We start from the raw sequence: 20,721 nt of genomic DNA, 5'->3' as shown, positions 1-20,721 counted from the left end.
AAAAATTGGCGAAATCATTGATATCAGCATCTTTCTCCCCGTCACAATACGGGGAGAAATGTCCGGCAGGGCAATGAGGGGCGCAGGCGTCAACGAGCTAATGCCACCACGCCGGAGCCGCTAGAACAGCGCCCTGAGCTCCGGCAGCTTGTCGTTGACCAGCCAGCCGTAATAATTCTCTTCCGGCAGCTTCTCCGGCTCGCCGGCGGCGCGGCGCTTGCCGTTTTCAGCCTTCAGCGCATAGGCCCGCTGCTCCGGATTGCCGACATTGTAGAGCGTGGCGGTCAGTCCTGGATTGCCCGAAATGTCGAAGCCGGCGATGCTCTTATAGGCGTCGATCGACTTCCTGATCGTCGCCGCGACATATGGCAGCGTCAGGTCCGGATCCATGATGGTCTTGTAGACCGAGTTGGGATCGGAGACGTCGAGCTTCGGCAAGCCGGACACCTTGTGCACGAGGTCGCTCATCTGCAGGGCGGTCAACGGGTTGAGCTGGCCGAGGCCGAAGGTCTGGCCGGCATAGTAGGGCTGGAAGAAGGTGGCGCCGAAACGGTTGTCGGGGAAATCCTCGCCGCCGACTGTCTTGCCGCGAAACGAACGGTTCCAGACCTGTTCGCGGCATTCCCACAGATCGTAGCTGTCCGAAATCGCGGCGCATTTCTTGAATTCCGGTCGCTGCACGAAATCGGTGATGTCCTCGCCGTCATAGGCGAAGGAGAGCTTGCTCGAGAGATAGGAGATCGCCTTGACGTAGTAGGTCTGCAGCCGGTCATAGGCGTCGACATTGTAGGTGTGCTCGCCGACAATGGCGCCAACGATATGCATGGGGTCGATGCCATAGGCGCTTGCCGCCTTCTTGATCTTGGCGCGCAGATCGGCGTCGTTCTGCAGCAGCGCGTAGACCTTGCGGTACTTCGCCTGGAAGGTGGTGTTGGTCGCCTGCGTGCGTCGGCTTGAGGCGCCGGGAATGTCCGGCTGCTCGGCATTGCGGTTTCCCGCCGGCACCAATGTCGCCGCATCGGCGGCGAACAGCGTCGCCGCCAGCGTCAAGCCGAGAATGACCAGGATGAGTTTTTTCATGCGCCGCCGCCTAGAGAATTGCCGCGCAAACTAGGGTATTGCTCTTGGTTGAGTCGAGAGCGCGTCATCATCCGGCGAGACGAAAGGTGGCCAGATGGTACCATCTGGCCACACATGGCTCCTGCCGGAAGGTGTCACCGGACCCCGCGCCGGAACGGTCCGGCGCTGCCGTTCAAAGGATGAACCGCGACAGATCCGTGTTTCTGGAGAGGTCGCCGACATGCTTCTGGACATAGGCAGCGTCGATTGTGACGGCCGTGCCGTTGCGGTCGGGCGCATCGTAGGAGATCTCGTCCAGCACCCGCTCCATCACCGTCTGCAGCCGCCTCGCGCCGATATTCTCGATACTGGCGTTGAGGTCGACGGCGACGCCGGCGAGCGAATCGATGGCGTCGTCGGTGAAGGTGAGCTCGACGCCCTCGGTCTTCATCAGCGCGATATACTGCTTGATCAGGCTGGCCTCGGTCTCGGTCAGGATACGGACGAAGTCCTCCTTCTCCAGCGCACGCAGCTCGACGCGGATCGGCAGGCGTCCCTGCAATTCCGGCAGCAGGTCGGACGGCTTCGAGACGTGGAATGCGCCCGACGCGATGAACAGGATGTGATCCGTCTTCAACGGCCCGTATTTGGTCGCCACCGTGGTGCCTTCGACCAGCGGCAGCAGATCACGCTGCACGCCTTCACGCGAAGGGCCGCCCGAAATGTCAGACCTGGCGGCGATCTTGTCGATCTCGTCGAGGAAGACGATGCCGTCATTCTCCGCCGCGTCCAGCGCCCGGCGCACCACCTCGTCCTGGTCGAGCAGCTTGTCGGATTCGTCTGCGACCAGCAGGTCGTAGGATTCCTTCACCGTGGTCTTGCGCAGCTTGGTCTTCTTGCCGCCCATCGCCTTCGACAGCATGTCGTTGATGTTGAGCACGCCGATATTGGCGCCCGGCATGCCGGGAATCTCGAAGCCGGGCATGCCGCCATTGCCGGTGTCGGCCACCTCGATCTCGATTTCCTTGTCGTCGAGTTCGCCGTCGCGCAGTTTCTTGCGGAAGCTGTCGCGCGTCGCCGGGCTCGCCGTCTTGCCGACTAGAGTTTCCAGTACACGTTCCTCGGCGTTGACATGGGCGCGCGCCTTGACGTCCTCGCGCATCTTCTCGCGCACCAGGCCGATGGCGATCTCGACCAGGTCGCGGATGATCTGCTCGACGTCGCGGCCGACATAGCCGACTTCGGTGAATTTGGTCGCTTCGACCTTGACGAACGGCGCGCCGGCCAGCCGCGCCAGGCGGCGCGAGATCTCGGTCTTGCCGACGCCTGTCGGGCCGATCATCAGGATGTTCTTCGGCATCACCTCTTCGCGCATCTGGCCTTCGAGCTGCTGGCGGCGCCAGCGGTTGCGCAAGGCGATGGCCACGGCGCGCTTGGCGTCCTTCTGGCCGATGATGAAGCGGTCGAGTTCCGAAACGATTTCGCGGGGAGAAAATGTGCTCATATCACTAAATTCCACTTTGCCACTGCTTGATGGCCTCGAACGGATGCAGCAGCATGATCCCGTTGAGCGTCAGATTGTCCCGGATGAGATAGCCGGTACCCAGTTCGAAGAGGACGGCGAGGCTGACGATCACCCATATAGGTAGCCTTCGCGCCATCACAAATCCCAGCACCATGGCCAGTGTGTCGGACACCGAATTGATGATGCTGTCCCCGTAATAATCGAGCGAGATGGTGCCGGCGCGGTAGCGCTCGATGATGAACGGGCTGTTTTCGAGGATTTCCCAGCCGCCCTCGATGAGGACGGCGAATGCCAGCCGCAAGCCGATCGGCGAGCGCGGGAACAGGAACCGGGCCAGCGCATAGAACAGGAAGCCGTGGATGATGTGCGAAAAGGTGTACCAGTCCGAAATGTGCTGGGAATTCTCCGAACTGTTCACCACGCCATGCCACAGCTTGACATAACCGCAGGTGCAGATCGGCGGATGGCCCATGAGATAGAGCGTGACGGCCTGGGCGACGAGCAGGCCGGCGACGATAATCAGCCCCATCCGCCAGCTATCCTCGTAAGCAGAAAGGCTCTTGTCCTCGCTGGATGTGGCCATGCCTGGATTACCCCTCTTGCGCGTCTTCGGCGTCGATCGCCATCAGCACGGCGTCGCCATAGATCGATTGCCTGCGGTCTATGGCCCGAAATCCCGCCTTTTCATAGGCGCGAATGGCCCTGATGTTGGCGGGATCGGGGTCGATGATGACGCGCGGCACGCCTTCCTCGAACAGGTCTTCGACGAACTGGCGCACGATCGCCGAGCCATGGCCGATGCCGACCAGTTCCGGCCGGCCGATCGAAAGATCAATGCCGAGCGTGCCGAACGGCTGATCGGAATAGGGATGATCGTCCTCCATATGGGGGTCGTAGCTTTGGAGATAAGCGATCGGCTTGCCGTCGAGCTCCACGATCAGCGGCTCGACGGAAATGCTGTCTATGTGATCGGCAATCTCTGCGATTTCCGTCTCCGGATCGTTCCACCACTCGGCGACATGCGGCTCGGCCAGCCAGCCGGCGATCATCGGCAGGTCCTTTTTGGTCACCGGCCGAAAATCGTAGGGCACCACCCTCTCAGGCGGCATCGAGCGTTTCGACGACGAAATTGTTGTTGGTGTAGACGCAGATGTCGGAGGCGATCTGCATCGCCTTGCGGGCGATCTCCTCGGCATCCTTGTCGGTGTCCATCAGCGCGCGCGCCGCGGCCAGCGCGTAATTGCCGCCCGAACCGATGGCCATGACGCCATGTTCGGGCTCCAGCACGTCGCCATTGCCGGTCAGCGCCAGCGAGACCGACTTGTCGGCAACCAGCATCATCGCCTCCAGCCGGCGCAGATAACGGTCGGTGCGCCAGTCCTTGGCGAGTTCGACGCAGGCGCGGGTCAGTTGATCGGGGTACTGTTCGAGCTTGGCTTCGAGCCGCTCCAGCAGCGTGAAGGCATCAGCGGTGGCGCCCGCGAAACCGGCAATCACATTGCCGCCCTTGCCGATGCGGCGCACTTTGCGGGCATTGCCCTTCATGATGGTCTGGCCAAGGCTGACCTGGCCGTCGCCGGCGATCACCACCTTGTTGCCCTTGCGCACGGTCACGATCGTCGTGGCATGCATGGTCAATTCATTGGACATTTCCTGCTCCGAGCAGCGCCATCCCTTTAAAAGGCGATTTGGCGCGGTACGAGTGACTTTGATCGGCCATATGTATGCATGGGGCCAATGATTGCAAACCGCTCGATAGCGGCCGGGATCGCAACTGGCAATCGCCGGATCATGCTGCTAGAAGGCTCTCGTTTTCAAGCCAGCGAGCGCTTGAGGCCCGTGAACCGGTCGCGGTCTGAACCACTGGCACAAGGATAGAGTGATGGCGCCCCGTTCCGCCGATGCAAGCCGCAAGACCAGGGAAACCGACATCTCGGTGTCGATCCATGTCGACGGCTCCGGCAAATCGGACATCGCCACCGGCGTCGGCTTCTTCGACCATATGCTGGACCAGCTTTCCCGCCATTCGCTGATCGACATGACCGTCAGGGCCAAGGGCGACCTGCACATAGACGACCACCACACGGTCGAGGACACCGGCATCGCGCTCGGCCAGGCCTTGACCAAGGCGTTGGGCGAGCGGCGCGGCATCATGCGCTATGCCTCGATCGACCTTGCCATGGACGAGACGCTGACGCGTGCGGCGATCGACGTCTCTGGCCGCCCCTTCCTGGTCTGGAACGTTTCGTTCTCGTCGCCCAAGATCGGCACCTTCGACACCGAACTGGTGCGTGAGTTCTTCCAGGCGCTGGCGCAGAATGCCGGCATCACGCTGCATGTCACCAACCACTATGGCGCCAACAACCATCATATCGCCGAGACCTGCTTCAAGGCGGTGGCGCGCGCGCTGCGCGCCGCGCTCGAGCGCGATCCGCGCCAGCCCGACGCGGTTCCCTCCACCAAGGGTTCTTTGAAGGGATAGCCTCATGACCGCCTATGTCGTGATGGAGCCACCTGGCCGCAGCGAGAAAGTCGACATGACGACGTTGGTCCGCGACGGCTTCACCTGGCTCGGCCTGCTGGTGCCGCCGCTGTGGCTTGCCTGGCACCGGCTGTGGGTCGAAGCGGCGCTGGCCTTTGTCATCATGGGCGTGCTTTCGATGCTTGGTCAGAAACTTGGCCTCGGCGTGGCCGGCTCGCTGCTGTCGCTGCTCGTCTCGCTCTATGTCGGCCTGGAGGGCCAGGGATTGCGCATCGCGGCGATGCGCCGCCGCGGCTGGCATGAATGGGGCGTCGTCGAGGCCGGCCGGCTCGGGGACGCCGACATGCGCTATGCCCTTGAGGTCGAAGGTCTTTCGGATGAAGCGGCACCCGCGCCGCGCATCGTTCCGGATGCCGCTCTGGCGCGCCCGGCGCAGCCCGGCATGGCGCTGGGGCTGACCCACATTCCGGGACGGCGCTGAGATGCGCGTTGCGATCATCGATTACGGTTCGGGCAATCTGCGCTCGGCCACCAAGGCTTTCGAGCGCGCCGCGCGTGAGGCCGGAATCGCGGCCGAGATCGACCTGACGGCCGATGCCGACCGTGTGCGCACCGCGGACCGCATCGTCCTGCCCGGCGTCGGCGCTTACGCCGATTGCGCGGCCGGCCTGCGCGCCGTCGAGGGCATGTGGGAGGCGGTCGAGGAGGTCGCCATCGCCAAGGGCCGGCCTTTCCTGGGCATTTGCGTCGGCATGCAGCTGATGTCGCAGCGCGGCCTCGAGAAGACCATCACCAACGGCTTCGGCTGGATATCGGGTGACGTCAAGGAGATCCAGCCTGCCGATCCGGCGCTGAAGATTCCGCAGATCGGCTGGAACACGATCGAATTGAGGCGTCGGCACCCGCTGTTTTCCGGCATTCCGACCGGGCCAGACGGGCTGCATGCCTATTTCGTCCACTCCTACCATCTCGATGCGAAAAACTCCGACGAGGTCCTTGCGGTTGCCGACTATGGCGGCCCGGTGACCGCAACGGTCGCCCGCGAAAATCTGGCCGGCACGCAGTTCCATCCTGAAAAGAGCCAGGCGCTGGGCCTGGCGCTGATCACGAATTTCCTGCGCTGGAGGCCCTGATGAGCCATCCGCACCGACCGTTGGCGCTGCCCCTCATTGTCCTGCCGGACATTTCTCCCCGTATAAGGACGGGGAGAAAAACGCTGTCTTCGATGTTTTCGACAATTCTGAAAGAGGCGACGAGGCCGGAACTGCCCCCTTCTCCCCGTCTCTATACGGGGAGAAGTGCCCGGCAGGGCGATGAGGGGCAGCGCGGACCTGTGATGGATCGCAGCGCTCCACCGGCCAATTCGGGCGCCCAAACGTTCCAGGAGTCCCAAGCCGTATGATCCTGTTTCCAGCCATCGATCTCAAGGACGGCCAATGCGTGCGCCTCAAGCACGGCGACATGGCGACCGCGACCATCTACAATGACGACCCGGCCGCGCAGGCCAAGGCCTTCGAAGAGCAGGGTTTTGAGTGGCTGCATGTCGTCGATCTCAACGGCGCTTTTCAGGGCCAGAGCGTCAACAGCGCCGCGGTCGGCGCCATCCTGAAAGCGACGAAGAACCCTGTGCAACTCGGCGGCGGCATCCGCACGCTGGAGCAGATCGAGGATTGGCTCGACCGTGGGCTGGCCCGCGTCATCCTCGGCACGGTGGCGGTGCGCGATCCAGATCTGGTCAGGCAGGCCTGCAAGGCATTTCCGGGCAAGGTCGCCGTCGGCATCGATGCCAAGGCCGGCAAGGTTGCCGTCGAAGGCTGGGCCGAGGCGTCGAGCCTCGGCGTCATCGAACTGGCCAGGAAATTCGAGGGCGCCGGCGTGGCCGCCATCATCTACACCGACATCGACCGCGACGGCGTGCTGACCGGCATCAACTGGGACGCCACCATCGATCTCGCCGACGCCGTGTCGATCCCGGTCATCGCCTCCGGCGGACTGGCTTCGATCGCCGACATCGTGCGCATGACCATGCCCGACGCGCAAAAACTCGAAGGCGCCATCTCGGGCCGCGCGCTCTATGACGGCCGCATCGATCCCGCAGAGGCGCTGGCGATCCTGCAGGTCAGGCCGGCGACGGAGACGCGGTCGTGAAGGTTTCGCTCATCCTGGCCTCCTATGACAGCGGCCACTATCATGGCGGCATGGGCCAGGGGCCCGACGCGCTGATCTCGGGCGGGCTGGTCGACGCCTTGACCCTTGCCGGCCATGACGTCACGGTCGAAGATATCGGCAGGGTCGGCGACGACCAGGAGCGCGAGATCGCCACGGGTTTCGCCGTCTGCAACGCCGTCTCGGGCGAGGTCCGCATCGCCCGCGACAGGGGGCGGTTTCCCATCGTGCTGGCCGGAAACTGCCTGACCAGTGCCGGCGCGGTCGCCGGCGAAGGCGCCGACGCCATCATCTGGGCCGACCAGCATGGCGACCTCAACACGCCCGAGACGTCCGTATACGGTTTTCTCGACGGCATGGCGCTGTCGACGGTGCTCGGCTTGTGCTGGCGCCCGATGGCATCGGCCATTCCCGGCTTCAGGCCGATCGATCCCGCGCGCTGCGTGCTCGTCAACGCCCGCGATCTCGATCCGGCGGAGGAAAAACTTCTCGAAACATTGCCGGTCATCCGGACGGAATGCCCCGGCGTGGCGCAAGCGACGGAACAATTGAAGGCCGCCGGCGCCAACAGCGTGCACATGCATCTCGATCTCGACGTGCATGATCCCAAGGCGCTGCAGGCCAACCGCTATGTCACATCAGGCGGACCGAACGCGGAGCAGCTGCGCCACGCGGCCTGCGCCATGGCGCTTGCGGTGCCGGTCGTCGGCATCACCGTTTCCGCTTACGATCCGGCCTTCGATGCCCAGGCCGAGGTGCCGCCGCTGGTCGGCCAGTTGCTCAACGATCTGCTTGCCACGATAGAGGGCCGCTGATGCTGAAAGCCCGTGTCATCCCTTGCCTCGACGTCAAGGACGGCCGTGTCGTCAAGGGCGTCAATTTCGTCGATCTCATCGACGCCGGCGATCCGGTGGAGGCAGCCAAGGCCTATGATGCCGCCGGCGCCGACGAGCTCTGCTTTCTCGACATCACCGCTTCGTCGGACAATCGCGAGACCATCTTCGACGTCATCGCCCGCACCGCCGAACAATGCTTCATGCCGCTGACCGTCGGCGGCGGCGTGCGCCAGGTCTCCGACATCAGGAAATTGCTGCTGGCCGGCGCCGACAAGGTGTCGATCAACACGGCCGCGGTGAAGAACCCGGATTTCGTCGCCGAAGCCGCCGACAAGTTCGGCAACCAGTGCATCGTCGTCGCCATCGACGCCAAGAAAGTGTCGGCGCCCAATGAAGCCGACCGCTGGGAAATCTTTACCCATGGCGGGCGCGAAAAGACCGGCATCAACGCCATCGAGTTTGCGCGAAAAATGGTCGATCGCGGCGCCGGCGAGATCCTGTTGACCTCGATGGACCGCGACGGCACCAAGGCCGGCTACGACATCGCGCTGACCCGGGCGGTATCGGACGCGGTGCGTGCGCCAGTCATCGCATCGGGTGGCGTCGGCACGCTGGATCATATGGTCGAAGGCATTCGTGACGGCCATGCAGGGGCTGTTCTGGCGGCCTCCATCTTCCACTTCGGCACCTACACCATCGCGCAAGCCAAGGCGCATATGGCCGCGGCCGGCCTGCCGATGCGGCTGGACTCGCTGGGAAACAGGTCCTAGAGCATGTTCCTTGAACCGGCTTTCGGAAAAGAGCAGGCTTAAACAAGAAGATAGACTGACATGGCCGAGTTTTCGCTCTCCGACCTGGAAAAAATCGTCAGTGACCGCGCCCATTCCGGCGATCCGGACTCATGGACGGCCAAGCTGTTTTCGCGCGGCATGGACAAGGCGGCGCAGAAGCTCGGCGAGGAGGCGGTCGAGACCGTGATTGCCGCCGTCAAGGGCGACAAACAGGGCCTCGTTTCGGAAAGCGCCGATCTCATATATCATTGGCTCGTCGTTCTCGGCATAGCGGGCGTTCCGCTGAACGACGTGCTCAGGGAGCTCGAAGGCCGCACCGGGCGTTCGGGCATCGCCGAGAAGGCGTCACGGCCCAAGGGCTGACCGCGAGGGAGGGCAGGTATCTCGATGGATCAGCTCGCGCCAACCGAGAAATATTCCCCGTTTCGCTTTTTCTCGGCCGAGCAATGGTCGCAATTCCGCGCCGACACCCCGCTGACGCTGAGCGAGGACGAGTTTCGCCGCCTGCGGTCGCTCAACGACCCGGTCGACCTCGAAGAGGTCAAGCGCATCTATCTGTCGCTGTCGCGGCTTTTGTCGGCGCATGTCGAGGCGAGCCAGCTTCTTTTCAGGCAGCGCCAGGCCTTCTTCAATGCCGTCGATGTCGCCAAGACGCCGTTCATCATCGGCATCGCCGGTTCGGTCGCGGTCGGCAAATCGACCACGGCGCGCGTGCTGAAGGAATTGCTGGCGCGATGGCCGTCGAGCCCCAAGGTCGACCTCATCACCACCGACGGCTTCCTGCTGCCCAACGAGGTGCTGCGCCGCGAAAACCTGATGGAGCGCAAGGGGTTTCCCGACAGCTACGATGTCGGCGCGCTGCTGCGTTTCCTCTCGGGCATCAAGTCGGCGTTGCCCGACGTCCGCGCGCCGGTCTATTCGCACCTCACCTATGACGTCATCCCCGGCGAGTTCGTCACCATCGACCGGCCCGACATCCTGATCTTCGAAGGCATCAACGTGCTGCAGCCGGGCAAGCTGCCGCAGGACGGCAAGATCGTGCCTTTCCTGTCGGACTTCTTCGACTTCGCCATCTATATCGATGCCGATGAGAAGCTGATCCACCAGTGGTATATTTCCCGCTTCATGCGGCTGCGCGAGACCGCCTTCCGCAACCCGGACTCCTTCTTCCATCGCTATTCGCGGCTGTCGGAGGATGCGGCCAAGGCAATCGCCGAGGGCCTGTGGACCAACATCAACCTGAAGAACCTGCGCGAGAACATCCTGCCGACGCGCGCCCGCGCCGACTTGATCCTGCGCAAGGGCGCCGACCACCTGGTCGAGGAAGTGGCGCTGCGCAAGCTCTAGGCTTTCAGAAAACGGTTCCGCTCGAACCGTTTCGATGCGACTGGCGTCCGATTAGAACGCCCTTAACCGATTGGTTGCTAGAACTCCGCCATATCAGCTGTTGTGGTGAAGGCCGTTGGCATGGATGCGCCGCTCATTGCCCCGGGCAAGCCGGCAAGCTTGAATTCCAGCCAGGCCGCGTCTCGTCTCGGTGCTCCGGCCGCTGCAACGTTGCTGATCGTCGCCTATGCGACCATCACCTCGCTTCTTCTACCGGTCAATGTCGACGTCTCCTGGCTGCTGACGGTCGGCGACCGCGTCCTCAATGGCGAACGCCTTTACGTTGATATTGCCGAGGCCAACCCGCCGTTTTCAACCTGGCTCTATCTGCCCTTCCTTGTCATGGAGCGGCTGACCGGGCTCGCGGCGGAACTCTGGCTGAGCGTTGGACTGGCGGCGCTGGCGGTTGCTTCAATCTGGTTTTCGGCCCGCATTCTCATCCAGGCCGATGAATCGCTCAAGCGATACGCCAGGCTCGCTCCGGTCGCGGTGTTTTGCGTGCTGTTCCTGCTGCCGCTGGATTTCGGCCAACGCGAGCAGATTTCCGTCATTGCCTTGCTGCCATGGCTGGCACTGTTCTCGGTGCGCGATCACAGAGTGGACTTCCACGCCGGCAGCGCTGCCGAGCGGATCGTTGCGGGTGCCGGCGCCGCTGTCTTCGTCATGATCAAGCCTCCTTACAGTGTGCTGGCGCTGGCGGTGCCGGCCTTGGTGGTTGCGCTGCAACGACGCTCATTGCGTCCGCTTTGGACGACGGAGAATATCGTCGGCGGCATCTTGACCGTCATCTATCTGACTGCGGTCGCAGTCTTCATGCGCCCCTTCTTCACCGATGTCTTGCCGTTGCTGCGTCAGGTCTATCTGCCGATGCGCGCGCCGGTCGTTGATATGTTGACGCTCTGGCCGATCGAAGCGTTCCTGGCAATGGCGGCGACCACGCTCGCAATGGCTCGCCCCGACCGTATTCATCGCGATGCGAAAATACTGCTTCTGGCCGGGACAGCTTATGTCCCCGCTTTCCTCATGATGGGCAAGGGTTGGACCTATCAGGCGCTGCCGTTCCTGACATTTGGCGCCTTGGCGTTCCTGCTCCAATTTGTCCGGCGGCCGCCGTGGCGGGACCTGACCATCTTGGCCAGGACCGGAACCGCGCTCGGCCTGCTTCTGTTGATACTGATCGCCCTTCAGGGACAGGTCTCAGCGCTGTTGCAGCCTCGCGGCGATCTGGACGCGGCTACAGCCGCCATCGCCATCGCCGTCGATCGCCCCACCGTCATGTCGATCGGCTCTCGGCTGCAGGTCGGCAACCCACTCGTGCGGGCGGTCGGTGGCCGCCTTGTCGGTCGTCACCCCTCCGCGTGGATGGTCAGGGATTCCGGGCTGCTGATCGAGGCGGGGAGGGATCCGGTCACACGGACGGAACTGCAAGCATTGCGGGACACATACATTCTCGATATTGCGAAGGAAGTGACCACCAAACGGCCGGACATCGTCCTTGACGATGGGACGACGGTACCCAGTGCCCCGGTATTGCTGAAGATCGCGGACAACCCCCCTCCGCCGAAGCCACTTCGCGACAACCCAGCGGTCGCAGACGCGCTGCGGGGCTACCGCTTGCTGCTCCAGAATGGTTCGGTGACAGTGCTCATCCGCGCCGATACAGCGGCGCGCTAGCAGCTCGTAGCAGGTTCGTCGAACCTGCTACGAGCCAAATGCGGGATCACGGTTCAGCCATTGGCGAACGGGACGGCGACATAGATCTGGCTGCCCTCGCGTTCGACCAGCAGCAGCACCGACTTGCGGCCTGACTTGCCGGCCTGCGCGATGGCTTGCGTGACCTGCCTGGCGTTCTTCACCGGCGCCTGGTTGACGGCGACGATGATGTCGCCGGGCTGGATGCCGGCGGTGGCCGCGGCCTTGTCCGGGTTGACGGTGGCGACCACCGCGCCGCGCTCGTTGTCGGCCAGGTTCATCTGCTGGCGGATATCGGGCGTGATGTCCATCAGGCCGAGGCCGATGGCCGGCGCGCGGGAGCCCTGTTCAGTGCCCGGCGCGCTGGAATCGCCGGTCGATGCCGTTTTCACATCGTCGCTGTTGCGGCCGACATCGACGGAAATCCGCATGGCCTTGCCCTTGCGCCAGACATCCAGTGTCTCCCTGGCACCCGGCGCGACGGTCGGCGACAGCCCGCGACAGATCCTTGGGATCCTTGACGTCCTGTCCGGCGAAGCTGGTTATGACATCGCCGGTCTCGACACCGGCCTTGGCCGCGGGCGAGCCGTCATTGACCTGCGAGACCAAGGCGCCGGCGGGATGGTCGAGCCCGATGGCGCTGGCCACGTCCGGGGTGACGGGCTGGATCTCGACGCCGAGATAGCCGTATTCGATGTCGCCACCCTTCATCAGCTTGGCGACCACCTTCTGAGCCTGGTCCGATGGAATGGCGAAGCCGACACCGACGCTGCCGCCATTCGGCGAATAGATCGCCGTGTTGATGCCGACGACATTGCCGCTGACATCCACCAGCGGGCCGCCGGAATTGCCGTGATTGATCGGCGCGTCGATCTGAATGAAATCGTCGAACGGCCCGCTGTGCAGGTCACGGCCACGCGCCGAGACAATGCCGGCCGTCACCGTGGTGCCGATGCCGAACGGATTGCCGATTGCCAGCACCTGGTCGCCTGTCATGAGCTTGTCGGAGTCGCCCCATTTCACGGTCGGCAGCGACTTGCCGGCCTTGATCTTCAACACCGCGAGATCGTTCTTGGCGTCGTGACCGACCAGCTTGGCCGGAAGCTCCGTGCCGTCGTCGAGCGTGACCTTGATCGAGGAGGCGCCGTCGACGACGTGGTTGTTGGTGACGATGGTGCCGTCGGCGCTGACGATGAAGCCCGAACCGAGCGCCTCGGCGCGCTGCGACTGCTGTTGCTGCGGAGGCGTCTTTGGACCAGGCATGCCCTGATCGCCGAAGAACTGGCGGAAATAGTCGTCGAAGGGCGAATTGCCGCCAAAGGGCGAACCGTCAGGCGAACCTTCGCTCATGACTTCCGGCTGCCCTTTCATGACTGTCGTGACGGTGACGACAGCGGGCTTGGTCGCGGCCACGGTCGGCGCGAACGAGCCGCTCGGAGCCGTTATCCCTGCGACAGGGGTCTGCGTCGTCGCAGCGACGTTGCTCAAGCCGCCATTGCCGGCATTTTGAGCGAGGGAGACGACGGCGGGGGAGATGATCAGCGCGGCGCCCAGCAGGGCGGCGACGCGATGCCTACGAAGAATACCAAGAGGTGACATGGTCGTTCTGTCCGGGCGAGGGTTGATCCGGCGCCTCGGGCGGCTCTTGGGAGAAGGCGCCCGTCAGCGTGTCGACGGCCGGGATGGCCTGTCTCGCCGTACATGGCGGCCGGCCGGATCGACACGAGGTATCTAGGGTGCCGAATGGCCCGAATTAGGGTTTTTGCCCGACCTTACGAAGATTTAATTCAGAGCGCGCTTCCGGATCGCAGATAGGCCGACGCGATTTCACGCATGCGCTTGCCGTCGAAACTCGGGCCGTGGCCGCCATGGCCGATGCGGATCGGCAGGTCGAGCAGGCGCCGCATCGTGCTGGCATAAGCGCCCCTGTCGGAATCCGGCAGATCGTCGATCAGCGTGTCGTCATAGATGGCGTCGCCACTAAAGAACAGGCCATCGGCCTCGTCGAACAGCGCTATCGAATCCGGCGAGTGGCCGGGAAGGTGCAGCACGCGAAATTGCCGGTCGCCGAGGTCGACCACGTCGCCCTCATCAAGGGTCCGCGTCAGCGGCGCCGATGGGATCTTGTAATCCGCCGACTTCCAACCCGGCTCGGGCAGCTTCGAAACCGCGCCCTCGAGATCGTGAAACATGTAGGCGTAGGTCGCGGCCTCATCCATGCTCTCGAATTGCGCCGCGCTCATCCTTGGCCCGGCCCGCAGCGGAAATTCGTGCAGCGAGCCGACATGGTCGAGGTGGATATGGGTGGCGACGACCAGAAGCGGCTTGCCTGCGGGCGTCTCTATCTGCGGCGCCAGCGGACAGATGCCCATGCCGGTGTCGACCAGAAGGTCGGCGTCGCGACCGGTGAAATGCCAGATGTTGGCGCGCACATAGTCGTGCACGAACGGCTCGGTCAGCATCATCGTCCTGTCGTCGACGATGCGCTTGCTGAACCAGTTTTCCATCAGGCGGCACCAGGCATTAATTCCAAGCCCAAGATCAGACGAACGGTTTTCCGACCTTGTATTTTTCCGGCACCAGCCGCTTGAGATAGGCCATGCCGGTCTCGGACAGTTGGTTGGCGTCGGACTTCATGAAATCGTCGGGCATGTGCCGGGTCTTGCCGGCGACGTTCTTCAGCGGCACCTTCTTCAGCACTATTTTGCTGCCATCATACTGCAGCGCGACCGAGCCGCCGCCCTGTTCGGCGACGCCGACGGCGAAGGCGCCGGCATCGAAGGCCTCCTGCGCGTCGACCGCGCTGATGGCGCCGACATAGCCGCGCGGCATATAGCCGAGTGCGTCGACGCGGGCGCGCTTGCCCGGCAGCCCGTCGGCAAGCGCGCGCTCTAGCGCCGCCGGCAGGTCGCTGCCCGACAATTTGACGTTGCCATGCTGGTCGCGTTCGAGCTTGTCCGCCGGCACCAGGCTTTCGACCAGCGCCTTGCCGTCGGCGGTGCTGACGCCTTCCGACACGGCGACGATACAGCGCTTGTGGCGGTCGAGCGTGGCGCGCACGTCCTCGATGAAGCCTGCGGCGGAGAACGGCCGCTCCGGCGCGTAGACGAGATGCGGGCCGCTGTCGGGGTCGAGCTGCCAGGCCGCGGCGGCCGCGGTCAGGAAGCCGGCATGCCGGCCCATGACGATGCCGACATAGATGCCGGGCAGCGCGCGAAAATCGAGGTCGACCGACAGGAAGGCGCCGGCGACGAATTCGGCCGCCGAGATGAAGCCCGGCGTATGGTCGTTTTCCTCGAGATCGTTGTCGATGGTTTTCGGCGCATGGACGAAAGCGATCTTGCCGCCGGCGGCATCGGTCAGGATCTGCTGCGTGCCCGAGGTGTCGTTGCCGCCAATATAGATGAAGGCGTCGGCGCCCGCCTTCTGCAGGCCCTTCAGGATGACCTCGCAATAGGCAGCATCCGGCTTGTCGCGCGTCGAGCCCAGTGCCGCGCTCGGCGTTCCGGCAATCAGCCGCAGCCGGTCCTCGGGAATGGCCGAAAGGTCGACATAGTTGCCGTCACGAATACCGCGCACGCCGTGGATCGAGCCCAGCACCTTGGCGCCGGGATGGCGCTTGCGGATCTCCAGAGTGGCGCCCACCACCGTCTGGTTGATGACGGCGGTAGGGCCGCCGCCCTGCGCGATAACAAAAGTTCCGGCCATTCCTGACGTCTCCCGAGGTTTTCAAGGCACCTTGGCCTGTCTTCTCGCCTCGCGCAACGGAAGAGTCTGGCGGCCGCAAAACGTGGCCACGATCACATGACGACGACGGGGTTTTTCTTCGATACCCGGCTGTAGAGGTCGATGATGTCCTGGTTGATCAGGCGCACGCAGCCCGACGACATCGCCTGGCCGATGCTCCACCATTCGGGCGAGCCGTGGATGCGGTAGCCGGTGTCCTTGCCATCCTGGTAGATGTAGAGCGCGCGGGCGCCAAGCGGATTGGTGAGGCCGCCGGGCTGGCCGCCCTGCCACTTCACCAGTTCCGGCTTGCGCTGGATCATTTCGGGCGGCGGCGTCCAGGTCGGCCATTCGCGGCCGTACTGGATGTTGGCCCGGCCGGACCAGCGGAAACCGTCCTTGCCGATGCCGACGCCGTAGCGGATGGCGTCGCCACCCGGCTGGACGAGATAGAGCATGCGCTCCTTGAGATGCACGACGATCGTGCCGGGGGCCTCGCCTGTCGTATCGACGACGATCTGGCGGCGGAATTCCGGCTTCACCTTGAGATAGGGCACCTCGGGCACGTTGAAGCCGTTGTCGGTCAGCGCGGCATACATGACGTCGGCGCTGGTGATGTTCTTGTCGACGCTGATCGAGGGCCGGATCGGCACCGACCCGGTGACCGTATCGTCGAGCTGGAGCGCCGGCAGGCCGCCGCCACCCGAAGTCGAGCAGCCGGCGACGCCGAGCAGCGCCAAGGCGCCCGCCCCGGACAGGACGGCGCGGCGGGAGAGGAGAAGATCGGTTTCGATTGCGTCGCCGTTTCGCGGCGGCGTCGGACCTTGCGGCAACTCACGCATATACCCAAACCCTACGCTGTCGGCGGGAAGCACGGTCCGGCCGGATAGCGGGCATTTTCATCATTCATGGTTGATAAAGCGTGAATGCCTTGCGCTGCTTGCGTTTGCGCATTGCCGGAAACGCCGTTCCGCCCTCCCGGCGACCGTCATCCAGTGTCAGGCACAAAATCACCCCTGTCAGGTCACAATCCCGGCGCTGGTGTTTCCTACCTCTCCCGATGATCAGCGAGGGGCCTCCATGTGCAAGACGTTAAAAACCGACATCAAGCTTTTTGCCGCTGCCATTGTCGCGGCCGCCACGGTTCTCGGTGCCAATGTCAGCCTGGCCGATATCGTGAGCACGCTGGGCGGCGCGAACTGACACCGGGCTGCCGCTGGCCCAATTGATGTCGTCGACCCGTAAGGGTCGTACCGGTTGCCCGGCCGGAATGCGCGAAAAACAAAGATTCGGCCCTTTACATTCTTCGGGACCCAAGGATTTATCCTCTTCTTTGAGCTCAAAGGAGACGAGCATGTCCTTCGAAAACTGGGCCGCCTTCGCTGCCGCGTCGACCATCCTCCTTGTGATCCCGGGTCCGACCATCCTTCTGGTCGTGTCCTATGCGCTGGGCCAGGGCTGGCGCACCGCTTTGCCGATGGCCGTCGGCGTGGCGCTCGGCGACTTCACCGCCATGACCTTGTCGATGCTGGGCATCGGCGCGCTGCTGGCGGCTTCCGCTGGTGTCTTCACCATCCTGAAGCTGATCGGCGCCGGCTATCTGATCTATCTCGGCGTGAAACTGTTCCGCGCCGGCGGCACGCTGAAGGCCGAACCGCGTACCGACGCCGTGTCGTCGGCCAAGATGATGGCGCATGCCTGGCTGGTCACCGCGCTCAACCCGAAGAGCATCACCTTCTTCGTCGCCTTCCTGCCGCAGTTTCTCGACCGGCATGCCAGTTTCTGGGCGCAGATGCTGGTTTTCGAGACGACCTTCCTGGCGCTCGCCTTCGCCAACGCCTTCGGTTACGCGCTGATCGCGGCACGCGCCCGCAACGTGGTGCGCAATCCCAGGGCGATCCGCATCTTCAACCGCACCGGCGGCACGCTGCTGGTCGGCGCCGGCATCGCCACGGTGGCGATGCGGTCCGGCAATTGAGAAAGCAGGCGCGGCCAAGGCGTGTTGAGATTCAGGTCAGGCTGGCACTAGCTGAACATCAGCACAGCTTGCTTCACCATTTGACGCTGAAGCCCAGATTGCCCTCGAGGATGCGGCGTTTGTCGCCGTCGAGGTTGGTGGTGTAATCGCCGGTGGCGAAGATGCTGACCTTGTCCGTCACCTTGGCGACGATACCGCCGCCGAACTCGAACGAGGTCGACCTGCCCTCGGTCGAGATGTCGGTGGTGTCGAAGCTGACACGGTCGGTGCCGCCGAAATCATGCCAGATATTGGCCTTGAGATAGGGCTGCAGCGCTATGCCGTTGACAGAGGCTTCGCCCTGCAGCCGAGCGCCCAGCCGGCCGGTGACGCTGCCGTCGCTATCGAATGAGACCGACGAGAAACGGTCCTTGGTATCGTCGAGCGACAGATGCTGCCAGATCAGTTGCGCCTGTGGTTCCAGCGTCCAGCCCTGCGCCAGCGCTATGGGATAGCCGCCCTCCAGCGAGGCGGTGACACCCGTTCCGCCAATGTCGATGCCAACGTCGCGCGACGACGTCGCGTCGCCGCCGAAGAAGGTGGCGATGAGCACCCCGTCGAGGTACCAGCCGCCCTGGCCGATGCGGGTCCAGTAGCCGCCGACGCTGGTGCCGCTGACATCGAGCCCGCCCACGGACAGATCATTCTGCCCCAGAGCCTGGCCGCGCACGTCACCCTTCATGCTGGCATAGGCGACGAAGAGGCCGGCGCGATCGAAGCCGCCCGAAGCGGTTTCGCGGCCGAAGACGTCGAAGCCCGCCTGCAGGCCGAACAAGGTGCCGTCGAAAGACGGCGACACCGTTCCCGACCAGCCCATTTTGGCGTCCTGGCCGTAGATGCGGCCCCAGACAGGCGACAGCTCGGCGTTCGACAACAGACTCTGTTCGCCGCGCCGCTCGTGGAAGGTGCCGAGCGTCGTCATCGCAAGGTGCTCGGCCACCGGCGGCAAGGCCGAATAGGTGGGCACCTCGATGCGGTAGAGCAGGATCGTCTCGCCGGCAGCCGGCGTCGGCAGGTCCGGAACGGCGGTCGGCACCACCGGTGGTGGCGGTGGTGGATCAGCCGGCGGCGCTGGCGGCGGTGGCGGCGGCGCCTCGGGTTCGGGGTCGCTCGCCTGCACCGGCGGTGTCGAATCGACCGGCGGATTGTTGATGTCGCCATCGGTCGGCACCGGCACCGGCGGCAACTCGGACGGCGGCGGCGGCGGCTCGGCCTGCGGCGGCTCCGGCTCTGGTTGCGGCGTCGGTTCGAGCGCCGACGGCCCGGCGGCCGGTGTTGCCGGTGTGTTCAGCGTCGAACGCAGATACCAGTTCTCCGCGCTGCCGGCGCTGACGCCGCCCTTGAAGAGATAATATTCGAAGGCGCCGGCGGCGACCGGCGCATCGAGGGCAAAGGCGCTTGCGCTCGACGTGGCGCCGTTGACCGCCTGGACGAGCATGATGCCGTCGGACGTGGTCTGCGCCCCGGCGCCGCCGACATTGACCACGGCGATGCCGGTCGAGCCGGAGGCCGTGCCGCCGGACAGCACCAGCCGGTCGGAAGCGGAGCTGTCGTCGCCAAGCTCGGTCTGGAGGAGGAGCAGCCCGCCCATGCCGACATAATTGCCCGATATGGTCAGGCGATCGGAAGCACCGGTGCCGCCGTTGGTCAGGTCGATGCGGCCGGCATTGACCACATCGGCCAGTTGGCCCGAGGTGAAGGCCTGGATGGAACTGTTGAAGCCACCGCCGCCATAGAGCGTGCTTGCCTGGTCGACGCTGAGCCTTCCGGTGCCCGTGCCGCTGTCGCCCAGTACGAGATTGCCGTCGAGGATCAACTGGGTATCGTTGGTGGCGTCTATGGTTTCCCAGTTCTGGACCCTGGCGATGCCTTCCAGCTTGACGTTGTCGAAGGTAAGCGCATCGGTGCCGAGGCCGCCATTCAGCGCATCGGCTCCGCCGAGATTGGCGTTGGTGAGATTGCTGAGTTTGGCGGTATCGTTGTCGGCGCCGAGGTCGACCGAGCCATAGATGATGCCGCCGCCGTTCCAGACGAAATTGTCCGCGCCGAAGCTCATCAGCACATCGCCGCCCACCGTGCCGCCTGTGATCGTCACGCTGTCGTTGCCGCCGCTGACGCTGATGTTGCCGCCGATCGTGCCACCGGAGAGAATGATGGTGTCCTGATCGAAGCCGGTGACGAGGTTGCGGTCGATGATGCCGCCCGACATGTTGAAATAGTTCTTGTCGAGCTTCATGTTGACGCGGCCGATGCGGCCGCCGGTCATCACGGCACGGTCCCCATCGTCGAAGAAATCGACGATGCGGCCGCCCGTCATGGTGAAGGTGTCCAGCCCGTCGCCCTGGTTCAGCGAACCGACCTGGCCGCCGCTCATGCTGAAGTCGTCGATGCCGGCGCCCTGCTGGACATTGCCGGCGACCGTGCCGCCGCCGATGGTGAAGAAATCGGTGCCGTCGCCCTGATCGACCACGCCGGTGATGGTGCCGGACTGCATGTCGATGCGGTCCGTGCCGGCGCCGAATGTGACATTGCCGCTCACCTGGCCGGTACCGCCGGCAGGGAAGGTCAGCGTGTTGTTGCCGCTGGTATCGTTGAGGCTGCCGCTCGAATCGCTACTATCGCAAGTGAAGGTGTCATTTCCCGGAGACGGAACCAGCACGCATGCCGCGAAGGCCGCGGAGCCAGGCAGCAACATAAGCGCTGTAGTTGCAAGTAAGCTAATAAACCCAGGATTGATTCGCCTAGGCCTTCGCCGCGTCAAAGAAATAGCCTCGCCGATGTGCTCCGAACCGCTGTTCGGAGGCTGTATTTCAAAGTGCCGCATCGCGTCCCCTCTCAGATCGCGATTTCAAGCCCCTTACCCGCGCCGCATTGAAGCCACAATTCGTCCAGTTTTACAAAGCCTAATCTGCCTCTCATGGTTGATGAACTGCAAAAATAACTGACATGGCGCAGAGGTGCCCGTGAAATGGCATCGCCTTCGCCCATGCTTTAAGATGATGTTGGACCGAGGGGCATCATGCTCATCCGGGTCTGACCAA

At 63.9% G+C, this 20,721-nt stretch carries 20 protein-coding genes and 1 pseudogene; 10 read left to right on the top strand and 11 right to left on the bottom strand.

Features of this window, described 5'->3' with window-relative positions:
• Positions 1-120 precede the first annotated feature (120 nt).
• The 5 genes from EN804_RS29320 to hslV all read right to left on the bottom strand — a co-directional run bounded on the left by EN804_RS29320 (position 121) and on the right by hslV (position 4,234).
• The gene (locus EN804_RS29320; protein WP_127280378.1) at positions 121-1,080 is read right to left on the bottom strand and encodes a DUF1402 family protein; all 960 of its coding nucleotides are present in this window, start codon (positions 1,078-1,080) and stop codon (positions 121-123) included.
• A gap of 172 nt (positions 1,081-1,252) precedes the next feature.
• A complete protein-coding gene (hslU, locus tag EN804_RS29315) occupies positions 1,253-2,563 on the bottom strand; it encodes an ATP-dependent protease ATPase subunit HslU (protein ID WP_127871196.1) in 1,311 nt (436 codons plus the stop codon).
• A gap of 4 nt (positions 2,564-2,567) precedes the next feature.
• Positions 2,568-3,167: a DUF2585 domain-containing protein gene (locus EN804_RS29310; RefSeq protein WP_135921873.1), complete on the bottom strand. Its 600-nt coding sequence runs from the start codon at positions 3,165-3,167 to the stop codon at positions 2,568-2,570.
• 7 nt (positions 3,168-3,174) lie between these two features.
• On the bottom strand, positions 3,175-3,693 hold the full coding sequence (locus EN804_RS29305) for a GNAT family N-acetyltransferase (RefSeq protein WP_135921872.1): 519 nt from the start codon (positions 3,691-3,693) through the stop codon (positions 3,175-3,177).
• On the bottom strand, positions 3,683-4,234 hold the full coding sequence (gene hslV, locus EN804_RS29300; RefSeq protein WP_127279611.1) for an ATP-dependent protease subunit HslV: 552 nt from the start codon (positions 4,232-4,234) through the stop codon (positions 3,683-3,685). Before hslV ends, EN804_RS29305 begins: the two co-directional genes overlap by 11 nt.
• A gap of 232 nt (positions 4,235-4,466) precedes the next feature.
• On the opposite strand from hslV, the gene hisB reads away from it, so the two are divergent.
• From hisB to EN804_RS29250, 9 genes are all read left to right on the top strand, one after another.
• On the top strand, positions 4,467-5,066 hold the full coding sequence (gene hisB / locus EN804_RS29295) for an imidazoleglycerol-phosphate dehydratase HisB (protein ID WP_127871193.1): 600 nt from the start codon (positions 4,467-4,469) through the stop codon (positions 5,064-5,066).
• 4 nt (positions 5,067-5,070) lie between these two features.
• Positions 5,071-5,547 carry a DUF2628 domain-containing protein gene (locus tag EN804_RS29290; RefSeq protein ID WP_135883876.1) on the top strand — a complete coding sequence of 159 codons (477 nt, stop codon included), beginning with the start codon at positions 5,071-5,073 and terminating at the stop codon, positions 5,545-5,547.
• Between the two features lies 1 nt (position 5,548).
• Positions 5,549-6,199, top strand: a complete 651-nt coding sequence (gene hisH, locus EN804_RS29285; RefSeq protein ID WP_135921871.1) for an imidazole glycerol phosphate synthase subunit HisH — start codon at positions 5,549-5,551, stop codon at positions 6,197-6,199.
• 265 nt (positions 6,200-6,464) lie between these two features.
• On the top strand, positions 6,465-7,214 hold the full coding sequence (gene hisA / locus EN804_RS29275) for a 1-(5-phosphoribosyl)-5-[(5-phosphoribosylamino)methylideneamino]imidazole-4-carboxamide isomerase (protein WP_135921870.1): 750 nt from the start codon (positions 6,465-6,467) through the stop codon (positions 7,212-7,214).
• On the top strand, positions 7,211-8,047 hold the full coding sequence (locus tag EN804_RS29270) for an arginase family protein (protein WP_135862737.1): 837 nt from the start codon (positions 7,211-7,213) through the stop codon (positions 8,045-8,047). Before hisA ends, EN804_RS29270 begins: the two co-directional genes overlap by 4 nt.
• Entirely contained in the window at positions 8,044-8,838 is a 795-nt protein-coding gene (gene hisF, locus EN804_RS29265) for an imidazole glycerol phosphate synthase subunit HisF (RefSeq protein ID WP_189521938.1), read from the top strand. The genes EN804_RS29270 and hisF overlap by 4 nt, the downstream gene beginning before the upstream one ends.
• A 60-nt stretch (positions 8,839-8,898) precedes the next feature.
• Positions 8,899-9,222 (top strand): phosphoribosyl-ATP diphosphatase, encoded by a 324-nt coding sequence (locus EN804_RS29260; RefSeq protein ID WP_127280828.1) that lies wholly within the window; start codon positions 8,899-8,901, stop codon positions 9,220-9,222.
• 24 nt (positions 9,223-9,246) lie between these two features.
• A complete protein-coding gene (gene coaA / locus EN804_RS29255) occupies positions 9,247-10,206 on the top strand; it encodes a type I pantothenate kinase (RefSeq protein ID WP_127280827.1) in 960 nt (319 codons plus the stop codon).
• A 120-nt stretch (positions 10,207-10,326) separates the two neighbouring features.
• A complete protein-coding gene (locus EN804_RS29250) occupies positions 10,327-11,919 on the top strand; it encodes a hypothetical protein (protein WP_135921869.1) in 1,593 nt (530 codons plus the stop codon).
• Positions 11,920-11,972: 53 nt separating this feature from the next.
• On the opposite strand, the pseudogene EN804_RS29245 reads toward EN804_RS29250, so the two are convergent.
• From EN804_RS29245 to EN804_RS37430, 5 genes and pseudogenes are all read right to left on the bottom strand, one after another.
• A pseudogene (locus EN804_RS29245) lies at positions 11,973-13,536 on the bottom strand (DegQ family serine endoprotease).
• A 188-nt stretch (positions 13,537-13,724) separates the two neighbouring features.
• On the bottom strand, positions 13,725-14,444 hold the full coding sequence (locus EN804_RS29240; protein ID WP_135921868.1) for an MBL fold metallo-hydrolase: 720 nt from the start codon (positions 14,442-14,444) through the stop codon (positions 13,725-13,727).
• 34 nt (positions 14,445-14,478) lie between these two features.
• The gene (locus EN804_RS29235; RefSeq protein WP_135921867.1) at positions 14,479-15,645 is read right to left on the bottom strand and encodes a diphosphate--fructose-6-phosphate 1-phosphotransferase; all 1,167 of its coding nucleotides are present in this window, start codon (positions 15,643-15,645) and stop codon (positions 14,479-14,481) included.
• Positions 15,646-15,737: 92 nt separating this feature from the next.
• Positions 15,738-16,505, bottom strand: a complete 768-nt coding sequence (locus EN804_RS29230; RefSeq protein ID WP_127279473.1) for a L,D-transpeptidase — start codon at positions 16,503-16,505, stop codon at positions 15,738-15,740.
• 250 nt (positions 16,506-16,755) lie between these two features.
• On the bottom strand, positions 16,756-17,019 hold the full coding sequence (locus EN804_RS37430; RefSeq protein WP_189524589.1) for a hypothetical protein: 264 nt from the start codon (positions 17,017-17,019) through the stop codon (positions 16,756-16,758).
• On the opposite strand from EN804_RS37430, the gene EN804_RS29220 reads away from it, so the two are divergent.
• The gene (locus EN804_RS29220; protein WP_135921866.1) at positions 17,018-17,641 is read left to right on the top strand and encodes a LysE family translocator; all 624 of its coding nucleotides are present in this window, start codon (positions 17,018-17,020) and stop codon (positions 17,639-17,641) included. The two genes, EN804_RS37430 and EN804_RS29220, sit on opposite strands and share 2 nt — an antisense overlap.
• A gap of 73 nt (positions 17,642-17,714) precedes the next feature.
• On the opposite strand, the gene EN804_RS29215 is transcribed toward EN804_RS29220, so the two are convergent.
• Complete coding sequence (locus EN804_RS29215) at positions 17,715-20,504, bottom strand: autotransporter outer membrane beta-barrel domain-containing protein (RefSeq protein ID WP_135921865.1); 2,790 nt, start codon at positions 20,502-20,504, stop codon at positions 17,715-17,717.
• Positions 20,505-20,721 lie beyond the last annotated feature (217 nt).

This window comes from Mesorhizobium sp. M8A.F.Ca.ET.161.01.1.1 (assembly GCF_004792105.1).
Classification (GTDB): Bacteria; Pseudomonadota; Alphaproteobacteria; order Rhizobiales; family Rhizobiaceae; genus Mesorhizobium.
The sequence above is the reverse complement of the archived record's forward strand: the minus strand, read 5'-3'. Positions and strand labels throughout refer to the sequence as shown.